Genomic DNA, 25,338 nt, shown 5'->3' on the forward strand with positions numbered 1-25,338 from the left:
CACAGCAGCCATCACACCGCTGTGCAGTTCCCCGCCTTAACTTCAGGTTGCTTTTTCTCTTTTATTCGCCAAGTCTGGTACCCGGCTCGATCGCATAGCCGCGCAGGAAATCGGCGGTTTTCATCCGTTTCTTTCCTTCGAGCTGCAGCTCCTCGATCACCAGAATGCCGTCTCCCGTCTTTACATGGAGACCTGTCTCATCTGCCACCCAGACTTTTCCGGCACTCTTCGTCGGATTCTGTCCCGGAATTTTCGAGAATAGATCGCCGCCGAACATGGCAATGACTTTGGCATCCCAGATTTTCAGGTTCTTTCCGTTTACTTTTGTAAAAGCACTCGGCCACGGGCTCATCGCACGGATCTGACGTTCGATCTCAACGGCACTCTTCGTCCAGTCGATCTTTCCGTCTTCTTTTTTGATCATCCGCGCATACTCTGTAGTGCTTATCTCCGGCTGTTTTTCCGGTGTCACTTCGCCTTTTTCAAGTTTTGGAAGTGTCTCCACCAGAAGTTTTGCTCCGGCTGCGGCGAGCTTGTCAAAGAGACTGCCGCCGGTCTCATCTGCTGCAAGCGGAACTTCCACTTTCGTCAGCATATCGCCTGTGTCGAGGCCTTCATCCATCTTCATAATGGTTACGCCGCTCACTTCATCGCCGTTCATGACAGCCCACTGGATCGGCGCTGCTCCGCGGTAAGCCGGAAGCAGGGATGCATGAACGTTGATGCATCCGTATTTCGGCATGTCCAAAATCTCTTTTGGAATAATCTGGCCGAATGCAACGACAACGATCACATCCGGCTCCATTTTCCGGATCTCCTCGATCGCCTCTGCATCCCGCACGCGGCGCGGCTGATAGACCGGAAGGCCGTGTTTTTCGGCTGCCTCTTTCACCGGTGTCGGCATCATCTGTTTTCCGCGGCCCTTCGGTTTGTCCGGCTGGGTCACAACGCCTGTGATCTCATAACCGGCCTCCACGAGTGCCTCAAGTGTTCCCACGGAGAAATCCGGGGTTCCCATAAATACCACTTTCATCTGAAGTCATCTCCTTTATTTTAAGACTTACTCTTCGTCCTCGTACTCCTCATACTCATCGTACGTGTTGTCCCAGAGTTCGCCTTCTACTTTTTCTGTATACATATGTCCGTCGAGGTGATCGCACTCGTGGCAGATGCAGCGGGCAAGAAGTTCGGTTCCCTCCAGTTCAAACGGCTGCATGTCGCGGTCCAGCGCTCTTACCTTTACGTAATTCGGACGGGTTACTGTACCGGATTTTCCCGGAAGGCTTAAGCAGCCTTCTGCTCCTGTCTGGCTTCCGGAAGTCTCCAGGATTTCCGGATTGATCAGAAGATGTGGGGTTCCATCCACATCCATGACTACGATTCTCTTTAAGATGCCGACCTGCGGTGCGGCAAGGCCGACACCGTTTGCCTCATACATGGTGTCAAACATGTCGTCGATCAGCTCGCTGATTCTTGGTGTCATCTTCTCCACCGGTCTGCATTTTTTTGTTAATACGCGGTCGCCTACGACTCTGATTTCTCTGATTGCCATAATTCTTTTCCTTTCTTTTGCTCTTCTATTATAAATAATCTATGTGTAAATAGTATGAAAAAACTAATACTTTCTGCTGAAGTCAAACTGTAAATAAACGGTACGGAAGCCTTTGTTAATCTCGATATACCGCTCCAGTTTTTCCCGCAGCTCTGCCAGCACCTCTTCCTGCGGCGCGCGTACATACACGGCCATGCGGTACAGGTCATTGATTTTCGACACTGCCTCACTTGCCGGGCCGATGATCTGGACTTCGCGGTTTCCCCGGATGCGGATGAGATATCTGCGAATGTATTCCATCGCCTGCGTCAGATGCGCTTCATCCTCCCCGGCTCCGTGGATCGCCAGAAGCTCCGCCGCCGGGGGATATCCCATCAGACGGCGGTAGTCCATTTCTTTCTCATAAAATGTCCCGTAATCCTGCTCTGCCGCCGTCTGAATGCTGTAATGTTCGGGATGGTACGTCTGAATGACTGCCATTCCCGGCTTTTCGCCTCTTCCGGCGCGGCCGACTGCCTGCGTCAGCAGCTGGAACGTACGCTCCCCGGCACGGTAATCGACTGCATTCAGGGAGAGATCCGCCGCCAGCGCTCCCACCAGCGTGACATTCGGGAAATCGTGGCCTTTTACGATCATCTGGGTTCCAATCAGGATATCAGCCTCCCCCGCCGCAAATGAGGACAGGATTTCTTCATAACTGTTTTTCGTTTTTGTCGTGTCGCCGTCCATCCTAAGAACGCGTGCCTTTGGAAACAGCTTTTTCACGTTCTGCTCGATCTGCTGTGTGCCGGCACGGAAGCCGCCGATGTACGGGGAACCGCACGACGGGCACGCATGTACCTGCGGTGTTTCATAACCGCAGTAATGGCAGACGAGCTTTCCGTTATTGTGTGCTGTCAGTGATACATCGCAGTGCGGGCATTTCATCACATGGCCGCATGCACGGCACGAGACGAAGCCCGCATAGCCTCTGCGGTTCAGAAACAGTACAACCTGTTCCTTTTTTTCAAGCCGTTTTTCGATCTCTTCCCGCAGTTTTCCGGACAGAATCGAACGGTTTCCCATCTGTAATTCTTCCCGCATATCCGCGATCCATACGGACGGAAGTGCTGCATTTCCGTACCGCGCATCCATCCGGAACAGCGCGTACGCTCCCGTCTCGCAGGCGTAAGAAGCATCCACCGACGGCGTTGCCGAACCCATCACCACATGGGCATGCTCCAGCCCGGCGCGGCGCACGGCGGTCTCCCTTGCATGGTAGCGCGGCGTCACTTCACTTTTATAGGAGGTTTCATGCTCCTCATCGATTACGATCAGCCCCAGATCCGGAAACGGTGCAAAGAGTGCGGAACGCGGACCGATCATAATACTGACCTCCCCGCGCCGCGCGCGCTCCATCTGGTCGGCGCGCTCGGACGGTGTCATCCGCGAATTGACCACCGTGACCCTTGTTCCAAACCGTGCGCAGAACCGCTCCACGTTCTGATACGTCAGCGCAATCTCCGGGATCAGCACGATCACCTGTTTTCCTTCCTTCAGCACTCGCTCCATCAGCTCCATATAGACGAGCGTTTTGCCGCTTCCCGTCACACCGCGGATCAGGCAGGGGCGGTTCTGCCCTTCCCATTCCTTTCGAATGCCGTCCACCACGGCCTGCTGCTGTTCGTTTGGTTTTCCCGCAGTTGTTCTTCCTGCCGCATCGGATACCGGATTTCTCCAGGTGCTCGTACGGCGGATTTCCAACACGCCCTGCTCTTCCATCACGTGCAGCGTATCTGCCGTGATTTTCAGTTCCTTGCTCACAACCGGCCCTGGAAGAACCGGCTGGGCCAGCAGCGCGTTTAAGAGACGGATTCTCGCTTTATAATTTTTCTTTCTGTAGTTTTCCAGCAGCTCCTCACACTCTGCGGGATCTGCAAGAAGCGCAATTTCGCGGGTTTCTTTCCCGCGCGCCTTTACTTTGACCGGAAGCACCGTCTTTAACGCCTGGATCATCGTCGATCCGTACGTATGACGCATCCACGCGGCGAGCGCGATGAGCTTCGTCTCTACAGTCGCCGCATCCTTTTGTACCGCAAGGATGGCCTTCATCCGGTCCTGCGGATATTTCGGCTCGTTTCCGACGGAAAGCACATAGCCGGTGATCGTACGGTTTCCGTTTCCAAACGGAATCTGTACCGCCGTTCCCGGACCGATCTCCCCTGTCAGTTCCGGCGGAACCTTGTACTGAAAGGTCCGGTCCAGTTTTTCATTTGTGATATCTACGATTACATCAGCGTAAACGCTGCTCATACATTCCCCTTACTTTCTTCCAGTATTTCCCGGATCAGCACGCGCTCATCCATCTCGTACCGTTTCCCCTTCCGGATCTGATACGTTTCGTGGCCTTTTCCCGCGAGCACCACGAGATCGCCCGGCTGCCGGTTTTCGATCACATACCGGATCGCCTCCTTACGGTCTGCAATCTCAACGAAAGCGCCTTCTGTTTTCCCGATTCCCGTCCGGATATCGTCCAGAATCGCCTGTGGTTCCTCATCCCGCGGATTGTCCGAGGTGATGACGGTCAGATCCGCCAGACGCCCCGACACCTCTCCCATCTGGAATCTCCGGTTCCGCGCGCGGTTTCCGCCGCAGCCGAAGAGACAGATCAGGCGCTTCGGATGGTATTTCCGCAGTGTCTTTAACAGGCTTTCGAGGCTCATCGCATTGTGTGCGTAGTCAATGAGAAGCGTCATTTCCGGATACACCGGAACTGCCTCACACCGCCCACGGACGCGGACTGCGGAAAGTGCCTCCTGCATCGCCTTTTCCGGGATTCCCATCTGCGCGCAGACCGCAATGGCGGCAAGCGAGTTGGAAACGGAAAACAGACCCGGCAGATCTACCCGTACCGGAAAATCCGCTGCGCCCTGCACCCGGTATGAGACACCGAGCACGCCGGGCGCCTGATCGAGTGCTGCATCTGCTGCCATAAAATCAGCTTTTTCCCTGCATCCGAATGTCACCAGACGGCAGGTGCTCTGCCTTATGATCTCCGGAAACCTTTTGTCATCCCGGTTTACAATTCCGGTTCTGCAGGTGCGAAGCAGCTTCTTTTTGCAGGACAGATATTCTGCAAACGATGCATGCTCCCCGGCGCCAATGTGGTCGTTTCCAATGTTGGTGAACACACCGTAATCAAACGTAAATCCATCACACCGGTGCTGTTTTTCCGCCTGCGAGGAAACCTCCATCACAACATGGGTGCAGCCCTCCCGCATCATTTCAGAAAACAGCTTCTGCAGCACAACAGGCTCCGGCGTTGTATTTTCTGACGGAATGCTTTTTTCCCCGATCCTCGTCTCGATCGTTCCGATGAGTCCTGCGCGGATCCCTGCTTTTCGCAGGATTTCGTAAATCATATATGCCGTCGTCGTCTTTCCCTTCGTGCCGGTCACTCCGATTGTCACAAGGTGCTGCGCCGGATCGTCCTCCCAGGCACAGGAAAGCTGTGCGAGTGCTTCTCTGCTGTCCTTTACTACGAGTACGGTTACCTTTTCCGGAATCCCTTCCAGTTCCCGCTCCGCAACCAGGACAGCAGCGCCCCTCTCGACTGCTTCTTCTGCATATACGTGCCCGTCCATCCTGTTTCCGCGGATGCAGACAAACACGTTCTGCGGCTGTACTTTTCTGCTGTCGCATGTGATTCCTGTAACTTCCGCATCCAGACTGCCCTGCTGGAGCTGATATGCGATCCGTTTTTGTAACGTGCGCATGTTTTTCATGCCGGGACCTCCCTTTCACGTTTCAAATCCCTACGACTCAGATACTTTTATAGAATACCATAGTCCGAAAAACATTTCAATGTGCGCAATGTCGGTTTCTTCTTGATTTTTGCCCCCATAAACTTTATAATAGTTTTATATTGATGCCTGGTTTTTTCGTATCAAAATCTATGAACTGCAAAGAGAGGTATCTTCCAATGAAAAGAAAAAAAATAGTTGTTGCACTGGGACACAAAGCTCTTGGAACGACGCTGCCGGAACAGAAAGCAGCCGTAAAACGTTCCGCAAAAGTAATCGCAGATCTCGTTGCTGCCGGCGCTGATGTTGTCATCACCCACAGCAATGCGCCGCAGGTCGGCATGATCCACATGGCGATGAATGAATTCGGCAAAATGCACACCGACTACAGCGCAGCCCCGATGTCTGTCTGCTCCGCTATGAGCGAAGGCTACATCGGCTACGACCTGCAGAACGCCATCCGTGCTGAGCTTCTCCGCAGGGGAATCTTCAAAACCACATCCACGATTCTTACACAGGTTGAAGTAGATCCGTACGACGATGCCTTCAACAATCCGGTCAAACTGATCGGCCGTACGCTTACCAAAGAGGAGGCTGACTCAGAGGAAGAAAAAGGAAACTACGTAACGAAAACCGAGGACGGCTACCGCCGAATCGTTGCTGCTCCGAAGCCGCAGGATATCGTAGAGATCGACTCCATCCGTCTTCTTCTCGATGCCGGACAGGTTGTCATCGCAGCAGGCGGCGGCGGAATCCCGGTTCTCCCGCAGAATGAAGAGTTAAAGGGTGCATCCGCAGTCATCGAAAAAGACCTCACCAGCGGCCTGATGGCAGAAATGCTGAACGCAGACATGCTGATGATCCTGACCAGCGTGGAAAACGTTTCCATCAACTACGGTACCCCGGACGAAAAACCGCTGGAGCACATCACCGTTGCTGACGCGAAGAAATACATCGCAGAAGGCCAGTTCGGAGAAAACTCCATGCTGCCGAAGATGGAAGCAGCTGTTTCTTTCCTCGAGAAAGGCATCGGCCGTACCGCAGTCATCACTTCCATTGATTCCGCACTCGCCGGATTCCAGGGAAAAACAGGTACGATTATTGAGTAATACAAAGTATACAAAAAAGGATTCCCTCGAGTGGGAATCCTTTTTTTCTACTCTTTTTCCGGACTAAAAAGCCAGATTAGAAAGTAAATTTATCTGCAAAGTAAGCATCGAGATCCTCAATTTTAATTCTCTCCTGCTCCATGGTGTCACGGTCACGGACGGTAACAGCACCATCGGTCTCGGAATCGAAGTCGTAGGTGATGCAGTACGGAGTACCGATCTCATCCTGACGGCGATACCGTTTTCCGATATTTCCACGGTCATCAAACTCGCAGTTGTATTTCTTGGACAGCTCTGCAAAGACTTTCTCAGCGCCCTCGTTCAGCTTCTTGGAAAGCGGAAGCACACCGATTTTTACCGGTGCCAGTGCCGGATGGAAATGCATCACGGTACGAACATCATTCTTCTCTGCGTCGAGAACTTCCTCGTCATAAGCGCTGCACAGGAATGCCAGAACGACACGGTCAGCACCAAGAGACGGCTCGATAACATACGGGATGTATTTCTCGTTCTTCTCTGGATCGAAATAGGTCATATCCTGTCCGGATACATTCTGATGCTGAGTCAGGTCGTAATCGGTACGGTCTGCGATTCCCCACAGCTCGCCCCATCCGAACGGGAACAGGAACTCGATATCGGTTGTTCCCTTGCTGTAGAAGCACAGCTCTTCCGGAGAATGGTCTCTTGCACGCATCTCTTCGTCTTTCATGCCGAGGCTCTTCAGCCAGTTGATGCAGAAGCCTCTCCAGTACTGGAACCAGTCAAGATCGGTGCCAGGCTCGCAGAAGAACTCCAGCTCCATCTGCTCGAACTCACGGGTACGGAAGGTGAAGTTACCCGGTGTAATCTCGTTACGGAAAGATTTACCGATCTGACCGATTCCGAACGGAATTTTCTTTCTGGAAGTACGCTGTACGTTTTTGAAGTTTACGAAGATACCCTGTGCAGTCTCCGGACGAAGATATACGGTGTTCTTCGCATCCTCTGTAACACCCTGGAAGGTTTTGAACATCAGGTTGAACTGACGGATATCGGTAAAGTTGTGTTTTCCGCAGGACGGACACGGAATCTGATGCTCTTCAATAAAGTTTTTCATCTCTTCCTGAGACCATGCATCTACGCTGCCGCCTTCGATTTCGATGCCTTTTTCCTCACAGAAATCCTCGATCAGTTTATCTGCACGGAAACGCTCATGGCATTCCTTACAGTCCATCAGAGGATCGGAAAATCCGCCGAGATGACCGGAAGCTACCCATGTCTGCGGGTTCATCAGGATCGCACAGTCAACGCCTACGTTGTGCGGGCTCTCCATGACGAATTTCTGCCACCATGCTTTTTTCACGTTGTTTTTCAGTTCAACACCGAGCGGGCCGTAATCCCAGGTATTTGCCAGGCCGCCGTAAATTTCGGAACCCGGATATACAAAACCTCTGGATTTTGCTACTGCCACAATTTTGTCCATTGTCTTTTCCATAGTTAGTTACTCCTCTATTTTATTTGTTTACTTACCATAAACAACAATAACAGGACTGGCAAGAAGAACGTCCTGCTCATATTCCTGCTCTGTTTCTTCTGTCTTAGTCTGCTCTGATGATGACGCAGAAGCACTCTCTGTGGACTTTGTGGTCCACTCGCCGGCCGTATCCACCGTGTTTTTTCCTTTGATCACGGCTGTACCGGAAACGCAGAGCACCGGATCTTCCGTTACGATTTCCAGCGGCTCCTCGCAGACAATCACGCGTACATGCTTAACGCCTTTGACCGCATCTTCGACTGAAACCTCATTGCCTTTAGAATCGACAAAGGAAGCGGAAAAATCATATCCCGCTTCTTCTGCCTCATCCAGCGTGCCTGCGAAAAATTCTGCTCCGTGATAATCCGCGTAGGACTGGTAATCTCCGTATTCCATCCGGATCTCCACCTTGTCCTCTTTGATCTGGCATTTTTCCAGCTTCACGGAATCCGCATCGCCGCGCTCCTCTGTGAATTTTTTGATGTCATCCTCCACAAAGACCTTCAGTTCGTCTTCCGTGTAATCATCGTCTTTGCTGTAATCTTCCACAATGGCTTCTGTCACAACACCATTTTTGCTCACATAGACAGATGTCGTTGTCACATCTTTTAACTTCTCACAGCCCGACAGCAGCACGGAAGCCGCTGTCAGAACTGCGAGAAGCTGTCCTGCTTTTTTCATAAAAATCCTCTAAAAACCGCCTGAATTATTTATTGCGGTAAATGATATCGTCTCTTCCCGGTCCGTTGGAGATCATGGTGATCGGGAATCCGATTTCTTTCTCTACAAACTCGATGTAGTTTCTGCAGTTCTCCGGCAGATCCTCGTATTTCTTGATGCCGCGGATATCGCATTTCCATCCCGGAAGGGTTTTCAGAACCGGTTTTGCTTTCTCAAGAATGCTGGTGTTCGGGAAATCGTGGATTTCTTTTCCGTCTACTTCGTATGCTGTGCAGACCGGAATCTCATCCAGATAGCCAAGTACGTCAAGTACGGTGAACGCTACATCGGTGGTACCCTGCATTCTGCAGCCGTAACGGGAAGCAACACAGTCGAACCATCCCATACGTCTCGGGCGGCCTGTGGTTGCACCGAACTCTCCGCCGTCTCCGCCGCGTCTTCTGAGCTCATCTGCCTCATCGCCGAAGATCTCGGAAACGAAAGCACCTGCTCCTACTGCGCTGGAGTAAGCTTTGCATACGGTTACGATTTTCTTGATTTCATATGGCGGAACACCTGCTCCTACTGCGCCGTAGCCGGCCAGTGTGGAAGAAGAAGTTACCATCGGGTAAATTCCGTGATCCGGGTCTTTTAAGGAACCAAGCTGACCCTCAAGCAGGATCTCCTTGCCTTCCTGAATCGCGTTCCACAGGAATGCGGAAGTATCGCATACGTATGGCTCAACCATTTTTTTGTATTCCATCAGCTCTGCATAGATCTCATCCGGATTTAACTGCGGTTTGTGATACAGATGCTCGAGCAGAATGTTCTTGGTTTCGCATACGGATTTCAGTTTCTCTTTCAGGTGCTCATCGTCGAACAGCTCGTTTACCTGGAAACCGATTTTTGCATATTTATCTGAGTAGAACGGAGCGATACCGGATTTGGTGGAACCAAAGGATTTTCCGCCCAGACGCTCTTCCTCATACTGATCGAACAAGATGTGGTACGGCATTACCATCTGTGCACGGTCGGAAATTTTGATTTTCGGTGCCGGCACTCCCTTCGAAACGATCTCATTTAACTCTTTGATCAGAACCGGAATGTTGAGTGCAACACCGTTTCCGATTACGCTTGTTGTGTGGCTGTAAAATACGCCGGATGGAAGGGTATGAAGTGCAAACTTTCCATAGTTGTTTACAATGGTATGGCCTGCATTCGCACCACCCTGGAAACGGACAATAATGTCTGCCTCTTTTGCGAGCATATCGGTAATCTTACCTTTTCCCTCGTCTCCCCAGTTTGCTCCTACTACTGCCTTAATCATGTGACATCCTCCTAATTCAACGTATACTTGCGGCCTCTTTTTTTCGGCCGTTTATGCATAGTATACCATGTTTTCTTCATAAGTAAAACTTATTATTACTTATAAAATTTGTTTTTTTATTATTTCTGTTTATCAAACGCATCAGACGTTGATTTCCGCAGTCATGCCAAGTGCCTCTTTGTTTGCCTCAAGCACCGGATTGACTACGTTCTTCAGGAATGCGTCAACCTGTACGGATGCGCGGCCTGTGTATTTGGACGGATCCATCGTCTTTTCCAGCTCTTCTTTGGTCAGATGGAACATCTCATCCGCTGCGATCAGATCCAGAAGATCATTGTCGCGGCCTTCCTCTTTGACATGTTTTCCGGCGATCATGGACAGCTCGCGGATTCTCTCATGCAGCTCCTGACGGTCGCCGCCTGCTTTTACCGCATCCATCATGATATTCTCAGTTGCCATAAACGGAAGCTCTGCCATCATGTGTTTTAAGATAACCTTTGGATAAACCACAAGTCCGTCTACGACGTTCATGCACAGATCCAGGATACCGTCGATGGCAAGGAAGCCTTCCGGAATGGAAAGTCTCTTGTTTGCAGAGTCATCGAGGGTTCTCTCAAACCACTGTACAGAAGAGGTGATGGCCGGATTTAATGCATCGGTGATCACATAACGGGACAGGGATGCGATACGCTCGCTTCTCATCGGATTTCTCTTGTATGCCATGGCGGAAGATCCGATCTGTCCTTTCTCGAACGGCTCCTCAACTTCTTTTAAGTGCTGCAGAAGACGGATGTCGTTGGAGAATTTTGTTGCGCTTGCCGCAATGCCTGCCAGAACGTTTAATACTCTCGTATCGACTTTTCTGGAATACGTCTGTCCGGAAACAGGATAGCAGTTCTTGAAGCCCATTTTCTCAGCGATCATCGGATCGATCTTGTCGATGGTCTCCTGATCTCCGTCGAACAGCTCTAAAAAGCTTGCCTGTGTGCCTGTTGTTCCTTTGGAGCCGAGCAGCTTTAAGGTGCTCTGTACGTACTCGAGATCTTCAAGGTCCATTAAGAACTCCTGCATCCACAGGGTTGCACGTTTTCCGACGGTGGTCGGCTGTGCCGGCTGGAAGTGGGTGAAGGCAAGGGTCGGCTGGTCTTTGTAGGTATCCGCAAATTTTGCCAGCTCAGCGATAACGTTCACCAGTTTTTTCTTCACCAGCTTTAAGGCTTCGTTCATGACAATGATATCGGTATTGTCGCCTACGTAGCAGCTGGTTGCTCCCAGATGGATAATTCCTTTTGCTTTCGGACACTGTACGCCGTAGGCATACACATGGGACATTACGTCATGACGGCAGACTTTCTCTCTTTCTTTTGCCACATCGTAGTTAATGTTCTCGGCATTTGCTTTCAGTTCTTCGATCTGCTCATCTGTAATAGAAAGTCCCAGTTCTTTTTCTGTCTCAGCCAGCGCAATCCATAACTTTCTCCAGGTACGGAATTTCATATCCGGAGAGAAGATGTACTGCATCTCCTTGCTTGCATAACGTTCGGAAAGAGGGCTTACATATCTGTCAGTTCCGCTCATAGACACGATTCTCCTTTTCTTGTCAAAATGTGTATTCGGTTTCTCTTTTATCCCCGCTCTTTTTCATCCCAAAAACAGAACGGGACGTATAAAGAGCGTGTTTGAAATACGTTTCAACCACGCTCTAGTATAACGCATGTTGTTTTTTTAGGCAAGTGCAACGTCGTTACTTCTCACGAAATTTTCCCAAAAAGCCCTGCATTCTGGCATTTTCGGAATCGAAGACTTCGTCCGGCGTTCCTTCCACGGCGATCACGCCCTGGTCCATAAAGATAACGCGGTTGGAAATCTCCCGGGCAAAATTCATCTCGTGGGTAACGATCACCATGGTCATATTCATCTCCGCAAGGGATTTGATGACCTTCAGCACCTCGCCTGTCAGCTCCGGGTCGAGCGCCGAAGTCGGCTCATCAAAAAAGAGCACCTTCGGGTTCAGCATCAGCGCACGCGCAATCGCAACCCTCTGACACTGACCGCCGGAAAGCTGACACGGATACGCCTTTTCTTTTCCTGTGAGTCCCATTTTCTGCAGCAGCTCTTCTGCCTGTGCTTCCACCTCTGCACGGTTGCGTTTCTGCACATGAATCGGCGCATCGCAGAGGTTTTTCATCACATCATAATGTGGAAACAGGTGGAAGCTCTGGAATACCATTCCAAAGTTTTCCTGAATTTTCCGCAGCACGGCCGGCTTTGCATAAACGGATTTTCCATTTTGCATGGTGACTGCCTGCTCGCCAAGATACGTCAGGTCACCGCCATCCATCGTCTCCAGCATCGCCGCACACCGCAGCAGCGTCGATTTTCCCGATCCCGACGGGCCGATGATCGAGAGCACCTCGCCCTCTTCTACTTTGAGGGAAATATCTTTTAACACTTCGAGATCCCCAAAGCTCTTTCTTACATGGTTCATTTCCAGATAAATCATATCGTTTTCCGCTCTCTTCTATAGTTAATGATAATAAGAAAATTTCTTTTCCAAAAGTTCCATCACCCACGCCACGACAAAATTGAAGATGTAGTAGAAAATACCGGCGGCGACGAACGGAACCATCGTGGTCTTGGCCGCCGCGATCTGTTTTGCGATCGTGAACATTTCCACATAGGAAATGGAAAAGGCCAGCGACGTATCCTTGACCAGCGTAATCACCTCATTGGTGATCGCCGGCAGAATCCGTTTCACAACCTGCGGCAGAATAATGCGGACAAACGTCTGTCCCTTCGAATAACCAAGAAGCTTTGCTGCCTCGTACTGTCCACGATCCATCGAAACGATGCCGGAGCGGTAGATTTCTGCAAAATAGGCGCCGTAGTTTAAGGCAAATCCGGTGATAATCGCCGGAAAGCGCCATTTTCCGATGTTCATACCGAACAGATAGAACGGTCCGAAGTAAACCACCATGAGCTGCAGCATCAGAGGCGTGCCGCGCATCAGGGAGATATAGAGCCGGAAAATTCCGCTCACAATCCGGTTTTTCGACATACGCCCGAAGGCGATCAGCAGACCGAGCGGCAGGGAAAATACGAGCGTCAGGACAAATATCGAGATCGTTCCCGCCATTCCGGTACTAAGCTGTGATAGAATCATGGACAACTTCATGCTGCTTTACTCTCCTTTTTTCTCCAGACACACCATGTCTGCGATTCCGTATTTTTCTGCGAGCTTGTCGAATGTTCCGTCGGCCAGAACCTGCTGCAGGCCTTCGTTTACTTTATCGCAGAGCTCGGTATTTCCTTTTTTGAATCCGATCGCATATTTCTCAGAGTTCAGGTGCTCGTCGAGGATTTTGTATCCTTCTCCGCGGCTTTCCAGCTGATATTTGGCAACGCCGATATCCATGGCAACCGCATCGATGGAACCTGCCTGAAGCTCTACAAACGCATTGTTGTAATCCGGGAACTGCTGCAGAGCGGCGAAAGTATCGGCGAGTTCTTTCTGACCGCCATCTTCCTCACTCTGTAAAAGATCGAGTGCTGCGGATGCTGCCTGCACACCAACCGTCTTTCCTGCCAGATCGGACAGGCTGTTGATGCCGGAATTCTCAGATACGACCATCACCTGGCTGTTGTCCACGTACGGATCGGACCAGGTGTAATCGTCCTCTCTGCCGTTCATGGTAAAGCCGTTCCAGATGCAGTCAATCGCACCAGAATTCAGCTCGGTATCTTTCGCATCCCAGTTGATCGGGGTTTTTACCAGCTTCCAGCCGTAAATCTCGCAGACTGCCTCAGCGAGCTCCAGGTCAAATCCTGTGTAATTGCCGGTCTCATCGTCCATGTAGCCGTACGGCGGGTATTCTGCATCGAAGCCTACGGTAAGGGTTGTCGTTCCGTCTGCGGAAGAGGATGCTGCTCCTGCTGATGAGGCAGATGTTTTTGCTGTGTCTGCAGAGCCGCAGCCAGCCAGCAGGGCAGATGCACAAAAGGCTGCTGTCAAAATGCTAACCATTTTCTTTTTCATAATAATCTTCTCCTTTTCTACGTGATCATGTTATCACTGTACTACGCTAAACTAATTGGTATCCTACCATACTCCGGCACCTCCTGTCAACCCGCACCGGTTAAATAATCCAGAAAACCTGTTCCAACACAAAAAAGTCTCCGAAACGGTCAGCAGATTCTGCTTTTTTCCGTCTTCGGAGACTTTGATTTTTCTATTTTGGATAACTATTTATAAACCCTTGTTACACGGCTGCTGATATCGCAGAGCATCTCGTAATCGAAACGTGCCGCCGGGTTGGCGATCTCTTCGATCGTGATGGTCTCATCCCCGTCGGTTCCGACAAGCGTTACAACGTCCTCCACCTGCACATCCGGGATGTCGGTCACGTCCACCATCATCTGATCCATACAGATTCTTCCGATGATCGGTGCTTTTTTCCCGTGGATCAGCACACAGCCCTGGTTCGAGAGAGCTCTCGGATAGCCGTCTGCATAGCCGGCTGAAACAGTTGCGATCCGTGTCATCGGTTTCTCGGTCACATACGTGGCACCGTAGCTGACGCCGATGCCCGGGCCAACTTCCTTCACATGGATGACATGACTCTTCCAGGAAAGCGCCGGGATCAGATCGAGGCGCTCTTTTTTTACCTCCTCGGATGGGTAAATGCCGTAGGTGATGATACCGGAACGCACCATCTCAAAGCGGTGATCGTCAAATTCCATGATTCCGGCGGAGTTGCAGATATGGCGAAGCGGAATCGTCACGCCGCGCTCTGCTAAAAGTGCCGTCATCTTATCATATTTTTCCATCTGCATCGAACAGTACGTCTTGTCTTCCTGATCGGCGCAGGAGAAATGCGTAAACATACCTTCCAGCTCGATGTGCGGAAGATCCGCGATTTTTGCCGCCTCATCCGCATCGTGCTCCGTCACCTGGAAGCCGATCCGCGTCATGCCGGTATCGACCGCAAGGTGTGCTTTTGCTTTCCGGTTCTGGCGTGCTGCCTCTTTTTCGAGGGCAAGCGCCTGTGCGTAGCTGTCGATCGTCTGAGTGATGTCGTATTCCACAAGATCGCCGTACTGGGACGGGGACACGTAGCCGAGAATCAGGATCGGCGCGGAAATGCCGTTTTCTCTGAGCTCGACAGCCTCCTCGATGGTTGCGGTTGCAAAATAATCAACCTGGTTTTCCAGATAGGATGCTACCGGAACGGCACCGTGGCCGTAGGCGTTCGCTTTTACAACGCCAAGGAGTTTCACGCCCTCCGGTAGTCTTTTTTTCACTTCTCTGATGTTATGCCCGATCGCTTCGAGTGAAATCTCTGCATAACAGCGTAAGTATCTGTTCACTTTTTTCCTTCTTTCTTTCCGTACTTTTTCTGAGACGCCAAAACGTGCCTGAAAACTCTTTCGGATTATTTTCAGACACGCTCTCGTATCAGATTCCGGCTGTGCCGGTTTTTATTTGTCCGGTCTGCGGATGGCGGAATAGATATTTTTTACATTTTTCAGCACTACATGCGTTCTTGTCGCATCGACGCCCGGAAGGCTCATCACCTGGCGGTGGATTTCTTCGAGTTCGTCGGATGAGTGACAGGAAATGCGGATAATCAAATCAAAATCTCCGGTCTGATAATAGCAGGATACGATGTACTCCAGTTTCTGGATCGCATCTGCAAAACTGTCAAAGAACTTCGGATGCTCCAGGCTGACTTCCATCAGCGCGGTCATCTCATTTCCCGTTTTCTTTTCGTCTACAATAATGGTGTATTCTTTAATCACTCCGGTTTCTTCCATTTTACGGATTCTCTCGATGACTGCAGAAACCGATAAATGAATCTCTTTGCTGATATTGGAAGCCGTCTCGCGGGCATTTTTCTGCAATATCTTCAGAATCTTATAATCAATGGCATCCATGTATTTTTCCTCCCATAAGAATTGACAGGGCTCTTCTTTCCAGATCTTAGCATAAAATTTCCCTGTCACTGCCTTTCTATTATATCAAATTTTTCAGATAAGTCCAGTTTTTCCCAAAATATTTTATAGAAAGATTAGAATTTTTCTTTAAATTGCACAGATGCCGGTTTTTCTATTCTTCGAAGGTTTCTGCAATATCCTGCATCAGAATGCCGATCCCGAGGTGCTGCTCCATTCTCCTGCATAGGGAAGTTCCCCCTTTTTCTTTGTTTTCCGTTTTTTTATTATAGTACACTTTCCTTCCCGGAACAAGACTGATATTTACGTACTATTCACCGGACGTTCACTCGCGCCATTTGCCCTGAATTTTCACCTTTTTCAGTATTTTAAAATTTTTTTCAATTTTTTTTAAAAAAGGGGTTGACTTTTCTCCGGCTTTCCTGTAGAATACGTTTTGTCAGTGAGGCACGGCAGTCAACAAGACAGAGAAAAAAATCAGTGCCAATCATCTGCGGGTGTAGTTCAATGGTAGAACACCAGCCTTCCAAGCTGGATACGTGGGTTCGATTCCCATCACCCGCTTCATCCTAAAGGATGAATATGCGCGAGTGGCTCAGGGGTGGAGTACAACCTTGCCAAGGTTGGGGTCGCGGGTTCGAATCCCGTCTCGCGCTCTTTTTATTACCGAAATTTCTTCACAGAAATTTCGGTTTTTTGTTTTTCCAAAAACTTTTTTACCAAAGAAAGGAGTTCTTATGATTCAGGACATTGCTCCGCATAAATATTATGTAGATTACCAGCCTTCTGTTCCGAACGATACGGATCTTGTTTTAATTTACGGTCATCACACAATTCTGTGCAATTTCGAAGATCCCGAGATCCGCTACCCTTCCATTGCGGAAATTACAGCTGTTTTTCCGGAGATTAAAGAAAAGGCAAAATTTCTGTTCCGCATTGATGAGACGGACTATTATGAACTGCGCAGTCCGCAGCTTCCGGAATTTGGCATCTGGAAATACGAAAATACACTAATTCTTCGCAGCGCCGTTCCGGGATGGCTCGGGTTTGCCGGTATCACCGGTTACCAGATCCACACCTGGTATACCGACCACACCTACTGCGGCCGCTGCGGAACGAAGATGCATGCGCCTGGAAATGAACGCGCGATGCAGTGCCCTTCCTGCGGCGCACTCTCCTATCCGGTCATCTGCCCGAGCGTCATCGTTGCCATCACCGACGGTGACCGTCTGCTGCTCACGAAGTACGCACCTTCCCACAGCAGCCACCGCCAGTACGCCCTCGTGGCCGGCTATACTGAGGTCGGTGAGACGCTGGAACAGACGGTGCACCGTGAAGTCATGGAAGAAGTCGGATTAAAGGTCAAAAATCTGAGATACTATAAGAGTCAGCCGTGGTCCTTCAGCGGCTCGCTGCTCGCCGGATTTTACTGCGATGTGGACGGCGATCCGTCCATTACCCTCGACCGCGAGGAACTCTCCGTTGCCGAATGGTTTGACCGTGCTTCCCTCCCGGAGACCCCGAACCTCATCAGCCTGACCGGCGAGATGATCGAATGCTTCCGCCAGGGGAAAGAACCGAAACAGAACTAAGAAATCACTTTGTGACTTAGTCACAGAACTTCCCGTTCTGCTGTGATATTCTACAGTCACAACCAAAAAAAAACAGTTACCGGGAATTACCCGTACAATAAAAAGGAGGACTTCTATTATGTCATTAATTCATGTTACATCCAAAAACTTCGAAAAAGCTCTGCAGGCAGCACCTGGCGTTGCCGTTGTTGATTTCTTTGCTACCTGGTGCGGACCGTGCAAAATGCTCGCCCCGGTCATCGAAGAGGCAGCTGAGGATATGCCGGAGATTCAGTTCTACAAAGTAGACGTTGACGAAGCACCGGAGCTGGCAAGATCCTTTAAAGTCATGAGCGTTCCGACCCTCGCTTTCTTCAAAAACGGCGAGCTCGTAAAGAAAAACGTCGGCGCCGTTTCCTATGAGGAGCTGGAAGAGCTGATTAACTCTGTAAAATAAACAGCGTAATATCGGAAATGCAGAAAAAAACGTATCGGCACAAAAACCGATACGTTTTTTCTTGCATTTCTTTCTGTTCTTTTCTATCATGGAAGAAACGGCTGCTGCCGTAGTTTACAAAAGAACATTCTTCTTCCGAAAGGAGTTTTATTTATGTCATCTTTTCTGGAATCCTGTTTTCAGGAGCATTATCCATTTTATTCAAAGCTTACCGCCGATGAACAGCAGACACTCGTGCTCTCTTCCGTCCTGACGACGTATCAGCGCGGCGATTTTCTCTACAGCTGTGACGATGACTGTCTCGGCGTTCTGCTTGTCCTCTCCGGCAAGCTCCGCATCTTTATCCAGTCCGGCGAGCAGCGGGAAATTACCCTGTTTACCACCGGTCCCGGCGAAGTCTGCACGCTGTCTGCCTCCTGTGCGATGCAGGAAATCAGCTTTGATATTCTGATTGAGGCCGAGGAGGAGACGAAAGTTCTCATCACTCCGGCCAGCACGTTCCGCAGACTGATGAATCAGAATATTTACGTTGAAAACTACATTTACCGGGAAACAACGGAGCATTTTTCCGAAGTCATGTGGGCGATGGGCCAGCTTCTCTTTACGCGGCTTGACCAGCGCCTTGCCGGATATCTCGAGGATGAACGCATCCGCACCGGTTCCCCGGTGCTCTCCACCACGCACGAGCAGATCGCGCGGAACCTCGGCAGTGCCAGAGAGGTCGTTTCCCGCACCTTAAAGTCGTTCGAGAAAGACGGCATCGTCGCACTCTCCCGCGGCACGGTCACGATTCTCGATGTCAAAAAGCTCCGCGGCATCTGCCGGATGCGCCGATAGTTCTTCTACGCGCGCAAACATTTTCCCACAGGCTCTGCCCTGCCGCTCGAGAAAATATTTTTCAAAAGCGTTCTAACGGCACTCCATCTTAATTTCAATCTCATTTCCTTCCACGGCCACCTTCGCATAACTTCCGACGATCAGCGGCATCGCCGGATGAAGGTGTCCGATGTCGAGATCCATCACGATCGGCACGTTGTATTTTCCAAGCAGATCCGTCACGGCGCGGTACTGGTCGAGTTCCCCGAATTTCTGTCCGAACTGCAGCGGGCGGCCAATCAGAAAGCCTTTCACATATTGGAACCAGCCGGCGTGCTCCATCTGCCAGATTGCGCGGCGGATCGCAAAGACGTTCAGATCGCACGCTTCCAGAAACCAGACAAAACCGTCCTCTTTATATTTTTCCACAAAATCAACCGTTCCGTCGTACTTCGTTCCAAGAATATTGACAAGACAGTCGAGACAGCCGCCGATGAGCCGTCCCTCAAATGCACTGTCCGCATCCGGGAAGCGGCGCAGAACGCGCGGTTCTGTAATCTGGTACGGCAGATACGGATTTTCCTCGCTTCTGCCCTTCGCATCGTCTCTTTCCCATCCCTCATAGCCGCGGACGGTACGCACTTCTCCCGTCAGTACGCCAAACGCATCCGCTACGGATTTATGCCACGGCTCCATGCCGAAATCACTCGCACACGGACCGTAAACAGCCGCCGTATCGCAGATGGTCGGCAGAAGATACGTAAAATGCGTATTGTCAGAATAGCCGAGATACCATTTCGCCGGTGCCTTTCTGATCTTTTCAAAATCCACGTAATCGAGATCCTCGCACATCAGCTCTCCGCCGCCGCAGGAAATCAGACAGTCATTCTTCTCACTGACATAATATTCCGTCAGCTCTTTTCCGCACTCCTCCGGTGCCGCGCTGATTCCGATGCCGTGCTCTGCATAGCAGTTTGGCCCAAGATCCAGCTGATATCCCATCTCTTTCCATTTTTTCTGTGCATTTGCAAACGCGGACTTGTATGGCTCTGTTGTGCATCCAAACGATGGTGCCACAAAGCCGATCGTTCCGCCCTTTTTCAGATTTTCCGGAAACCTCATGTCGCATCCTCCTTTATCCTAATTCTTCTGCCTCCAGATTCTTATACTGCGTCAGCGCATCCCCGAAGATCAGCTCTCCGTCGTTCTGCGCAAAGTACAGCTCCTCTTCTTTTTCCAGTTTTGCCTTTCCGTTCGTCCCCTCGGTAATCTCCGCGCAGAGACGGTCCACCTCCGTTTTCGGAACGAGAACGCGGATTTTCACCTGATCGGTGTACTCGGATTCCAGAATCGGAATCCCCCGCTGGCCGAGCAGATACTGGATTTTACCGATGCCGTTGTAATCCGTCTCAATCAACAGCCGCACGCCGCAGATCTCGTCAATCAGAACACTGTTTGCCAGCCCCTCCTGCACCGCCTGCGAGTACGCGCGCACCAGGCCGCCCGTTCCCAGCAGCGTACCGCCGAAATACCGCGTCACCACAACAAGCACATTGCGGAGGCCTGCTCCCTGTACCACATCGAGCATCGGCCGCCCTGCCGTGCCGGAAGGCTCCCCGTCGTCGCTGCAGCGCACCGTCTCCTGATTTTCTCCAATAATATACACAAAACAGTTATGCCGCGCATCCCAATATTTTTTCCGCAGAGCTTCCAGGCAGGAAAGTGCCTCCTCCTCAGATTCCACCAGACGCACCGTCGCAATAAAACGTGATTTCTTCTCCACGATTTCCCCGGTTCCACCCCGGTAAACCGTCCGAAACTGATCGATCATATGTCCTTACTCCTTCATCCAAATATGTACCTATCTTACCATATCATTTCTGAAAAATCAGCATTCTTTTCAGAAATACTTTTATTCCAGCCCTTTGTTTGGTATAATAAAAATAAGTATACCCTGCTTTTTGCAGGGCAGGAACACCATTGATTACTGAACTAAATCAGTTTTGCAGGAACATGACATAAGGAGGATTTTCTATATGCACTTTGGAAAAAGTCATCTGGAAGACAAACGTGAAGATCTGCGGTCCCATTACGGAAAGATTGAAAAGACGGCCGGCGTGACGGCGCTGCGCATCGCGTTCTGTCTTCTTCTTGTCGTTCTCGTCTGCGGTGCCGGGCTTGTGATCGGCGCTGTCCGCGGCGTGATTGACAGTGCCCCTGATATCTCGGAGGCAAATATCATGCCGCTCGGCAACGCGTCGTTTATCTACGATGCTGACGGCAACCAGGTACAGAAGCTGACCGGGGCTCAGGGAAACCGTGTCTCGATTTCGATTGAGGAGATTCCGCTCGATATGCAGCACGCGATCGTCGCGGTTGAGGATGCCCGTTTTTATGAGCACAACGGCATCGATCCGAGCGGTATCATCCGTGCTTTCGTTGTCGGCGTCAGCCATGGCTTTCATTTTACCGAGGGCGCCAGCACGATCACACAGCAGCTCTTAAAAAACAATGTTTTCACTGACTGGATGGAAGAGACGCGGATTCAGAGCTTCAAGCGGAAGATCCAGGAACAGTACCTGGCGCTGAAGCTGGAAAAAACACTGACCGCAGAGGGTGAAAACGCCAAAGACGTTATTCTGGAAAATTATCTGAATACGATCAACTTGGGTTCCGGCTGCTACGGTGTCCAGACGGCAGCGCAGACGTATTTCGGAAAGGATGCAAAAAATCTGACGCTCTCTGAATGCGCCGTTCTTGCCGCAATTCCAAAGGCGCCGACGGCATATAATCCGAAAAACCACCCGGAGAAAAACCAGCAGCGCCGCGACAAGATCCTGAACAACATGAAAGAGCAGGGCTACATCACCGAAGAAGAATACACCATTGCCATGAACGACAATGTTTACGACCGCATCGCCATGCACACGCAGTCCCAGGCGGAGAGCGCGCCGTACTCCTACTTTATCGATGAAGTCATCACCAACCTGATCAACGATCTGATGGTACAGAAAGGCTACACCGAAGTGCAGGCAAAGAACGTTGTCTACAGCGGCGGCCTCAAAATTTATACCACACAGGATTCCTACATGCAGTCAATCCTCGATACGGAATTCCAGAATCCGGAGAACTTCCCGGCGAACACGCAGATCGGTCTCGACTGGGCGCTCACCGTAGAGCAGGCAGACGGCGAGGTACAGAACTACAGCAAAGAGATGCTGCAGCTCTACTTCCGCAACAGCGATCCGAATTTCGATCTGCTCTTTGACTCCCAGGAGGAGGCACAGAGCTATATCGACCAGTACAAAGCCGCTATCATGCAGGAGGGCGATACGATTGTTGCCGAGCGCAGCAGCTTCACCCCGCAGCCGCAGGCGTGCATGACCGTTATGGACCAGCGCACCGGTTACGTGAAAGCCATCGTCGGCGGACGCGGCGAAAAAACAGCAAGTCTTACCTTCAACCGCGCAACCGATAATTATTCCCAGCCGGGTTCCACGTTTAAGATTCTTTCCGCGTACGGACCGGCACTCGACCTTGGAAAGATTACACTCGCTACGGTAATTAAGGATGAGCCGTTCAACTACAGCGACGGCACACCGCTGCAGAACTCGGATCTTACCTACCATGGTGATGTTACCGTCCGCCAGGCGATCATCAATTCCATCAATATCCCGGCCGTCAAAGTACTGACCGAGCTTACGCCGAAGGTCGGCTTTGATTATCTGAAGAAGCTTGGTTTTTCCAAACTCTCCGAGGAATACGATGTGATCCAGCCGCTGGCTCTCGGCGGTATCACCTACGGTGTCAGTGATCTCGAACTGACGGCAGCCTACGCGGCAATCGCAGACGGCGGCCAGTACCGCAAGCCGGTGTTCTACACAAAGGTTACCGACAGCAAGGGAAATGTTTTAATTGACAACACAGAAAACAAGGCAACGCAGGTCTTCAAGGCAAGCACTGCCTCCCTCCTCACCAATGCCATGGAGGATGTTCTGGAAAAAGGTACCGGTGTTGCCGCCCGCCTCGACAATATGCACGCAGCCGGAAAAACCGGTACGACGAACGAGGCCAAGGATCTTGTTTTTGCAGGCTTTACGCCGTATTATACCGCTGCCATCTGGGCAACGTATGATACACACGCGGAGTTTCCGGAGAGCGACCGTGAATTCCACAAACGTCTCTGGGCAAAGGTCATGAATGAAATCCACGAAGGCCTTGCCGATATGGATTTCGAGACTTCCGCAACAGTACAGGAGGCAACGATCTGTACGAAGACCGGCCTGCTCGCCCGCTCAAGCTGCCCGTCCATCACCGAATACTTTGCGGTATCCGATCTGCCGACCGAGCGTTGCAGGGGCCACTACACCGCGCCGGCCTCAACACCGACGCCGACCAGAACCCCTTCCGCAGCATCAACTCCGCAGACAACCCCGACACCGACGGAGGCACCGCAGGAAACTCCGGCTCCGACCGAAACACCTGCCGATCCGCCTTCTAATACACCGGAGACTCCTGACACACCGGAGACCCCTGATGCACCGTCAGAACCGGATACCCCGGCGGAGATATCGGAAGTACAGCCGCAGTCCGAAGAGAGCGGCTCTTCCGAATAACTTTTTCAGTCAGTCTATACACAAAAAACCGGCCCTCTGGCATATGCCAGCAGGACCGGTTTTTCTATACTTCTTTTTTCATCTGAATCAATTAGTCAATCAGCATTTTTGCTGCGCCGTAGATACCAGCATCGTTTCCAAGGGAAGCGAGTACGATCGGGGTATCTTTGCATGCGATGAATGCTGCTTCACGGTAGTATTTAGCTACGCCGTCGATCAGGATCTGGCCTGCTTTGGATACACCGCCGCCGACTACGATAACTTCCGGGTCAACAACGCATGCGAATACTGCAAGTGCTCTTCCGAGGTACTCGGAGAACTCCTGAACGATTGCTTCTGCTGCTGCATCGCCTTCTTTTAATGCATCAAAGACAGCTTTTGCACTGATGGACTCTCCTCTTTCTCTTAAAGAAGACGGAGTATCATGGGATGCCAGATATTTCTTTGCCAGACGAACGATACCGGTTGCAGATGTCATCTGCTCGAGGCATCCGTGGTTTCCGCAGTTGCAGACCGCTTCTTCTTCCGGCTCAACACATGCATGACCAACCTCGCCGCCTGCGCCGTGAGCACCTGCTACGATCTTGCCGTCCACGATGATTCCGCCGCCGACACCGGTTCCAAGGGTAACCATAACCAGGTTCTTGCTTCCCTTTCCGCCGCCTGCCCACATCTCACCGAGAGCTGCTGCGTTTGCGTCGTTTGCTGCTTTTACTGCCATTCCGCCGAGTTCGTCGGAAAGCTCTTTTACGATATTTTTATATCCCCAGTTCAGGTTGACTGCGATGGAAAGCTCACCTTTGTCATTAACCGGGCCAGGTACGTCAATGCCGACACCGGCAACATCATCTGCTGCGATACCCTTCTCAGCCATTTTTGCTTTTACGCTTTTTGCGATATCCGGCAGAATTTCGCTTCCGCCGTTTTCGGTGCGGGTCGGGATTTCCCATTTTTCCAACAGAGTTCCGTCTGTCTGGAACAGTCCGCATTTTACTGAAGTACCCCCAACATCGATTCCAAATACATAGTTTGCCATTTTCTTACTTCTCCTCTCTTTTTTTCACTAAGTTAGCCTGTACACGGCGGTACAGCTCCTGTGCGGCATTGTAGCCCATCTTCTTCTGTCTGTGGTTGACAGCAGCGGTTTCTACGATGATCGCCAGGTTACGGCCCGGACGGATCGGAAGGGAATGGCAGACAACCTTGTTTCCAAGGAACTCAATATACTCTTCTTCCAGGCCCAGACGGTCGTATTCTTTCTCTTTGTCCCACTCTTCAAGCTTGATAACAAGGTCGATAGACTGGGTATCCTTTACGCTCTCGACACCAAACAGCGTCTTGACGTCGATGATACCGATACCGCGCAGCTCGATAAAGTGACGCGTGATATCCGGTGCCGTTCCGACCAGCGTAATGTCGCTGACACGGCTGATTTCAACCACATCATCGCTGACGAGACGATGGCCTCGTTTGATCAGCTCCAGTGCAGCCTCGCTCTTTCCGATTCCGCTCTCGCCCATGATCAGAACGCCCTCGCCGAATACATCGACCAGCACGCCGTGGATGGAGATCATCGGGGCAAGCTGGACATTCAGCCAGCGGATGATTTCAGCCATGAAAACGGAAGTCGATTTGTCTACCGCAAAGGCCGGTACCTGATAACGATTGCACAGCTCCAGAATTTCCGGTCCCGGAATCATCTTCGTGGTGAAAATGACACATGGGATCTTGCGGCTTACAAACTCTTCAAACGCGCGGACGCGCTCGCTCTCTTCAAGATGCTGCAGATACGTGAACTCTACATAACCGATGATCTGCACACGCTCATTGGCAAAATGCTCATAGTAACCGGTCAGCTGCAGTGCAGGACGGTTGATATCCGGTGTGGCAATGACAAGATCTGTCATATCAACCTCTGGTGTCAGGTTGCGGAGATCCATTTCCTCCACCATTTTGGTCATTTCAATTTCTTTCATTTTCCTG

Annotated in this window: 22 protein-coding genes and 2 tRNA genes; 7 read left to right on the forward strand and 17 right to left on the reverse strand. The window is 50.9% G+C overall.

What is annotated here, in order from left to right; translation table 11 throughout:
• Window positions 1–61: 61 nt before the first annotated feature.
• From fmt to DW915_RS09545, 4 genes are all read right to left on the reverse strand, one after another.
• Complete coding sequence (fmt, locus tag DW915_RS09530; protein ID WP_055219781.1) at window positions 62–1,033, reverse strand: methionyl-tRNA formyltransferase; 972 nt, start codon at window positions 1,031–1,033, stop codon at window positions 62–64.
• Window positions 1,034–1,060: 27 nt separating this feature from the next.
• Window positions 1,061–1,552 (reverse strand): peptide deformylase, encoded by a 492-nt coding sequence (gene def, locus DW915_RS09535; RefSeq protein ID WP_055219778.1) that lies wholly within the window; start codon window positions 1,550–1,552, stop codon window positions 1,061–1,063.
• Window positions 1,553–1,615: 63 nt separating this feature from the next.
• Window positions 1,616–3,844, reverse strand: coding sequence for a replication restart helicase PriA (gene priA / locus DW915_RS09540; protein ID WP_118742036.1), 2,229 nt, complete (start codon window positions 3,842–3,844; stop codon window positions 1,616–1,618).
• Entirely contained in the window at window positions 3,841–5,316 is a 1,476-nt protein-coding gene (locus tag DW915_RS09545; protein WP_055265789.1) for a UDP-N-acetylmuramoyl-L-alanyl-D-glutamate--2,6-diaminopimelate ligase, read from the reverse strand. Before DW915_RS09545 ends, priA begins: the two co-directional genes overlap by 4 nt.
• 197 nt (window positions 5,317–5,513) lie before the next feature.
• Here DW915_RS09545 and arcC point away from each other — a divergent pair, with 197 nt between their 5' ends.
• Window positions 5,514–6,443: a carbamate kinase gene (gene arcC / locus DW915_RS09550; protein ID WP_055265791.1), complete on the forward strand. Its 930-nt coding sequence runs from the start codon at window positions 5,514–5,516 to the stop codon at window positions 6,441–6,443.
• A gap of 76 nt (window positions 6,444–6,519) precedes the next feature.
• Here arcC and DW915_RS09555 read toward each other — a convergent pair whose 3' ends face one another.
• From DW915_RS09555 to DW915_RS09595, 9 genes are all read right to left on the reverse strand, one after another.
• Complete coding sequence (locus tag DW915_RS09555) at window positions 6,520–7,917, reverse strand: glycine--tRNA ligase (protein WP_055265793.1); 1,398 nt, start codon at window positions 7,915–7,917, stop codon at window positions 6,520–6,522.
• A 27-nt stretch (window positions 7,918–7,944) separates the two neighbouring features.
• Complete coding sequence (locus DW915_RS09560; RefSeq protein ID WP_022463142.1) at window positions 7,945–8,637, reverse strand: hypothetical protein; 693 nt, start codon at window positions 8,635–8,637, stop codon at window positions 7,945–7,947.
• A gap of 25 nt (window positions 8,638–8,662) precedes the next feature.
• Entirely contained in the window at window positions 8,663–9,943 is a 1,281-nt protein-coding gene (locus DW915_RS09565; RefSeq protein WP_055265795.1) for an adenylosuccinate synthase, read from the reverse strand.
• Between the two features lie 141 nt (window positions 9,944–10,084).
• Complete coding sequence (gene purB / locus DW915_RS09570) at window positions 10,085–11,521, reverse strand: adenylosuccinate lyase (RefSeq protein WP_022463140.1); 1,437 nt, start codon at window positions 11,519–11,521, stop codon at window positions 10,085–10,087.
• A 166-nt stretch (window positions 11,522–11,687) separates the two neighbouring features.
• Entirely contained in the window at window positions 11,688–12,446 is a 759-nt protein-coding gene (locus tag DW915_RS09575) for an amino acid ABC transporter ATP-binding protein (protein ID WP_055226986.1), read from the reverse strand.
• A 24-nt stretch (window positions 12,447–12,470) separates the two neighbouring features.
• Window positions 12,471–13,118 (reverse strand): amino acid ABC transporter permease, encoded by a 648-nt coding sequence (locus tag DW915_RS09580; protein ID WP_022463138.1) that lies wholly within the window; start codon window positions 13,116–13,118, stop codon window positions 12,471–12,473.
• A gap of 6 nt (window positions 13,119–13,124) precedes the next feature.
• On the reverse strand, window positions 13,125–13,979 hold the full coding sequence (locus tag DW915_RS09585) for an amino acid ABC transporter substrate-binding protein (protein ID WP_118742037.1): 855 nt from the start codon (window positions 13,977–13,979) through the stop codon (window positions 13,125–13,127).
• A 206-nt stretch (window positions 13,980–14,185) separates the two neighbouring features.
• Window positions 14,186–15,310 carry an alanine racemase gene (gene alr / locus DW915_RS09590; RefSeq protein ID WP_022463136.1) on the reverse strand — a complete coding sequence of 375 codons (1,125 nt, stop codon included), beginning with the start codon at window positions 15,308–15,310 and terminating at the stop codon, window positions 14,186–14,188.
• 111 nt (window positions 15,311–15,421) lie between these two features.
• Complete coding sequence (locus DW915_RS09595; RefSeq protein ID WP_022463135.1) at window positions 15,422–15,877, reverse strand: Lrp/AsnC family transcriptional regulator; 456 nt, start codon at window positions 15,875–15,877, stop codon at window positions 15,422–15,424.
• A gap of 511 nt (window positions 15,878–16,388) precedes the next feature.
• On the opposite strand from DW915_RS09595, the gene DW915_RS09600 reads away from it, so the two are divergent.
• The 5 genes from DW915_RS09600 (at window position 16,389) to DW915_RS09620 (ending at window position 18,760) form a co-directional block, all read left to right on the forward strand.
• Window positions 16,389–16,459, forward strand: a tRNA-Gly gene (locus DW915_RS09600).
• Window positions 16,460–16,479: 20 nt separating this feature from the next.
• Window positions 16,480–16,551: transfer RNA gene (locus tag DW915_RS09605), tRNA-Gly, on the forward strand.
• 81 nt (window positions 16,552–16,632) lie between these two features.
• Window positions 16,633–17,487 carry an NAD(+) diphosphatase gene (gene nudC, locus DW915_RS09610; RefSeq protein ID WP_118742038.1) on the forward strand — a complete coding sequence of 285 codons (855 nt, stop codon included), beginning with the start codon at window positions 16,633–16,635 and terminating at the stop codon, window positions 17,485–17,487.
• 118 nt (window positions 17,488–17,605) lie between these two features.
• On the forward strand, window positions 17,606–17,923 hold the full coding sequence (trxA, locus tag DW915_RS09615; RefSeq protein ID WP_022463132.1) for a thioredoxin: 318 nt from the start codon (window positions 17,606–17,608) through the stop codon (window positions 17,921–17,923).
• Between the two features lie 153 nt (window positions 17,924–18,076).
• The gene (locus DW915_RS09620) at window positions 18,077–18,760 is read left to right on the forward strand and encodes a Crp/Fnr family transcriptional regulator (protein ID WP_055265861.1); all 684 of its coding nucleotides are present in this window, start codon (window positions 18,077–18,079) and stop codon (window positions 18,758–18,760) included.
• Window positions 18,761–18,832: 72 nt separating this feature from the next.
• On the opposite strand, the gene DW915_RS09625 is transcribed toward DW915_RS09620, so the two are convergent.
• A complete protein-coding gene (locus DW915_RS09625) occupies window positions 18,833–19,861 on the reverse strand; it encodes a S66 family peptidase (RefSeq protein WP_117509660.1) in 1,029 nt (342 codons plus the stop codon).
• Window positions 19,862–19,874: 13 nt separating this feature from the next.
• On the reverse strand, window positions 19,875–20,570 hold the full coding sequence (locus DW915_RS09630; protein ID WP_022463129.1) for a YigZ family protein: 696 nt from the start codon (window positions 20,568–20,570) through the stop codon (window positions 19,875–19,877).
• A 205-nt stretch (window positions 20,571–20,775) separates the two neighbouring features.
• Between DW915_RS09630 and DW915_RS09635 the strand changes: the two genes are divergently transcribed.
• Window positions 20,776–23,355: a transglycosylase domain-containing protein gene (locus tag DW915_RS09635; protein ID WP_118742039.1), complete on the forward strand. Its 2,580-nt coding sequence runs from the start codon at window positions 20,776–20,778 to the stop codon at window positions 23,353–23,355.
• Window positions 23,356–23,446: 91 nt separating this feature from the next.
• Here DW915_RS09635 and DW915_RS09640 read toward each other — a convergent pair whose 3' ends face one another.
• Both DW915_RS09640 and hprK read right to left on the reverse strand, forming a co-directional pair.
• A complete protein-coding gene (locus DW915_RS09640) occupies window positions 23,447–24,391 on the reverse strand; it encodes an ROK family glucokinase (RefSeq protein ID WP_117509663.1) in 945 nt (314 codons plus the stop codon).
• A 4-nt stretch (window positions 24,392–24,395) separates the two neighbouring features.
• On the reverse strand, window positions 24,396–25,331 hold the full coding sequence (gene hprK / locus DW915_RS09645) for an HPr(Ser) kinase/phosphatase (RefSeq protein ID WP_022463126.1): 936 nt from the start codon (window positions 25,329–25,331) through the stop codon (window positions 24,396–24,398).
• Window positions 25,332–25,338 lie beyond the last annotated feature (7 nt).

Source organism: Blautia sp. AM42-2 (genome assembly GCF_003480245.1).
Taxonomy (GTDB): Bacteria; Bacillota; Clostridia; order Lachnospirales; family Lachnospiraceae; genus Fusicatenibacter; species Fusicatenibacter saccharivorans.

Coding starts and splice junctions, on each gene's coding strand:
- fmt (WP_055219781.1), bottom strand. CDS start 1,033: ATGAAAGTGGTATTTATGGGAACCCCGGATTTCTCCGTGGGAACACTT.
- def (WP_055219778.1), bottom strand. CDS start 1,552: ATGGCAATCAGAGAAATCAGAGTCGTAGGCGACCGCGTATTAACAAAA.
- priA (WP_118742036.1), bottom strand. CDS start 3,844: ATGAGCAGCGTTTACGCTGATGTAATCGTAGATATCACAAATGAAAAA.
- DW915_RS09545 (WP_055265789.1), bottom strand. CDS start 5,316: ATGAAAAACATGCGCACGTTACAAAAACGGATCGCATATCAGCTCCAG.
- arcC (WP_055265791.1), top strand. CDS start 5,514: ATGAAAAGAAAAAAAATAGTTGTTGCACTGGGACACAAAGCTCTTGGA.
- DW915_RS09555 (WP_055265793.1), bottom strand. CDS start 7,917: ATGGAAAAGACAATGGACAAAATTGTGGCAGTAGCAAAATCCAGAGGT.
- DW915_RS09560 (WP_022463142.1), bottom strand. CDS start 8,637: ATGAAAAAAGCAGGACAGCTTCTCGCAGTTCTGACAGCGGCTTCCGTG.
- DW915_RS09565 (WP_055265795.1), bottom strand. CDS start 9,943: ATGATTAAGGCAGTAGTAGGAGCAAACTGGGGAGACGAGGGAAAAGGT.
- purB (WP_022463140.1), bottom strand. CDS start 11,521: ATGAGCGGAACTGACAGATATGTAAGCCCTCTTTCCGAACGTTATGCA.
- DW915_RS09575 (WP_055226986.1), bottom strand. CDS start 12,446: ATGATTTATCTGGAAATGAACCATGTAAGAAAGAGCTTTGGGGATCTC.
- DW915_RS09580 (WP_022463138.1), bottom strand. CDS start 13,118: ATGAAGTTGTCCATGATTCTATCACAGCTTAGTACCGGAATGGCGGGA.
- DW915_RS09585 (WP_118742037.1), bottom strand. CDS start 13,979: ATGAAAAAGAAAATGGTTAGCATTTTGACAGCAGCCTTTTGTGCATCT.
- DW915_RS09595 (WP_022463135.1), bottom strand. CDS start 15,877: ATGGATGCCATTGATTATAAGATTCTGAAGATATTGCAGAAAAATGCC.
- nudC (WP_118742038.1), top strand. CDS start 16,633: ATGATTCAGGACATTGCTCCGCATAAATATTATGTAGATTACCAGCCT.
- trxA (WP_022463132.1), top strand. CDS start 17,606: ATGTCATTAATTCATGTTACATCCAAAAACTTCGAAAAAGCTCTGCAG.
- DW915_RS09620 (WP_055265861.1), top strand. CDS start 18,077: ATGTCATCTTTTCTGGAATCCTGTTTTCAGGAGCATTATCCATTTTAT.
- DW915_RS09625 (WP_117509660.1), bottom strand. CDS start 19,861: ATGAGGTTTCCGGAAAATCTGAAAAAGGGCGGAACGATCGGCTTTGTG.
- DW915_RS09630 (WP_022463129.1), bottom strand. CDS start 20,570: ATGATCGATCAGTTTCGGACGGTTTACCGGGGTGGAACCGGGGAAATC.
- DW915_RS09635 (WP_118742039.1), top strand. CDS start 20,776: ATGCACTTTGGAAAAAGTCATCTGGAAGACAAACGTGAAGATCTGCGG.
- DW915_RS09640 (WP_117509663.1), bottom strand. CDS start 24,391: ATGGCAAACTATGTATTTGGAATCGATGTTGGGGGTACTTCAGTAAAA.
- hprK (WP_022463126.1), bottom strand. CDS start 25,331: ATGAAAGAAATTGAAATGACCAAAATGGTGGAGGAAATGGATCTCCGC.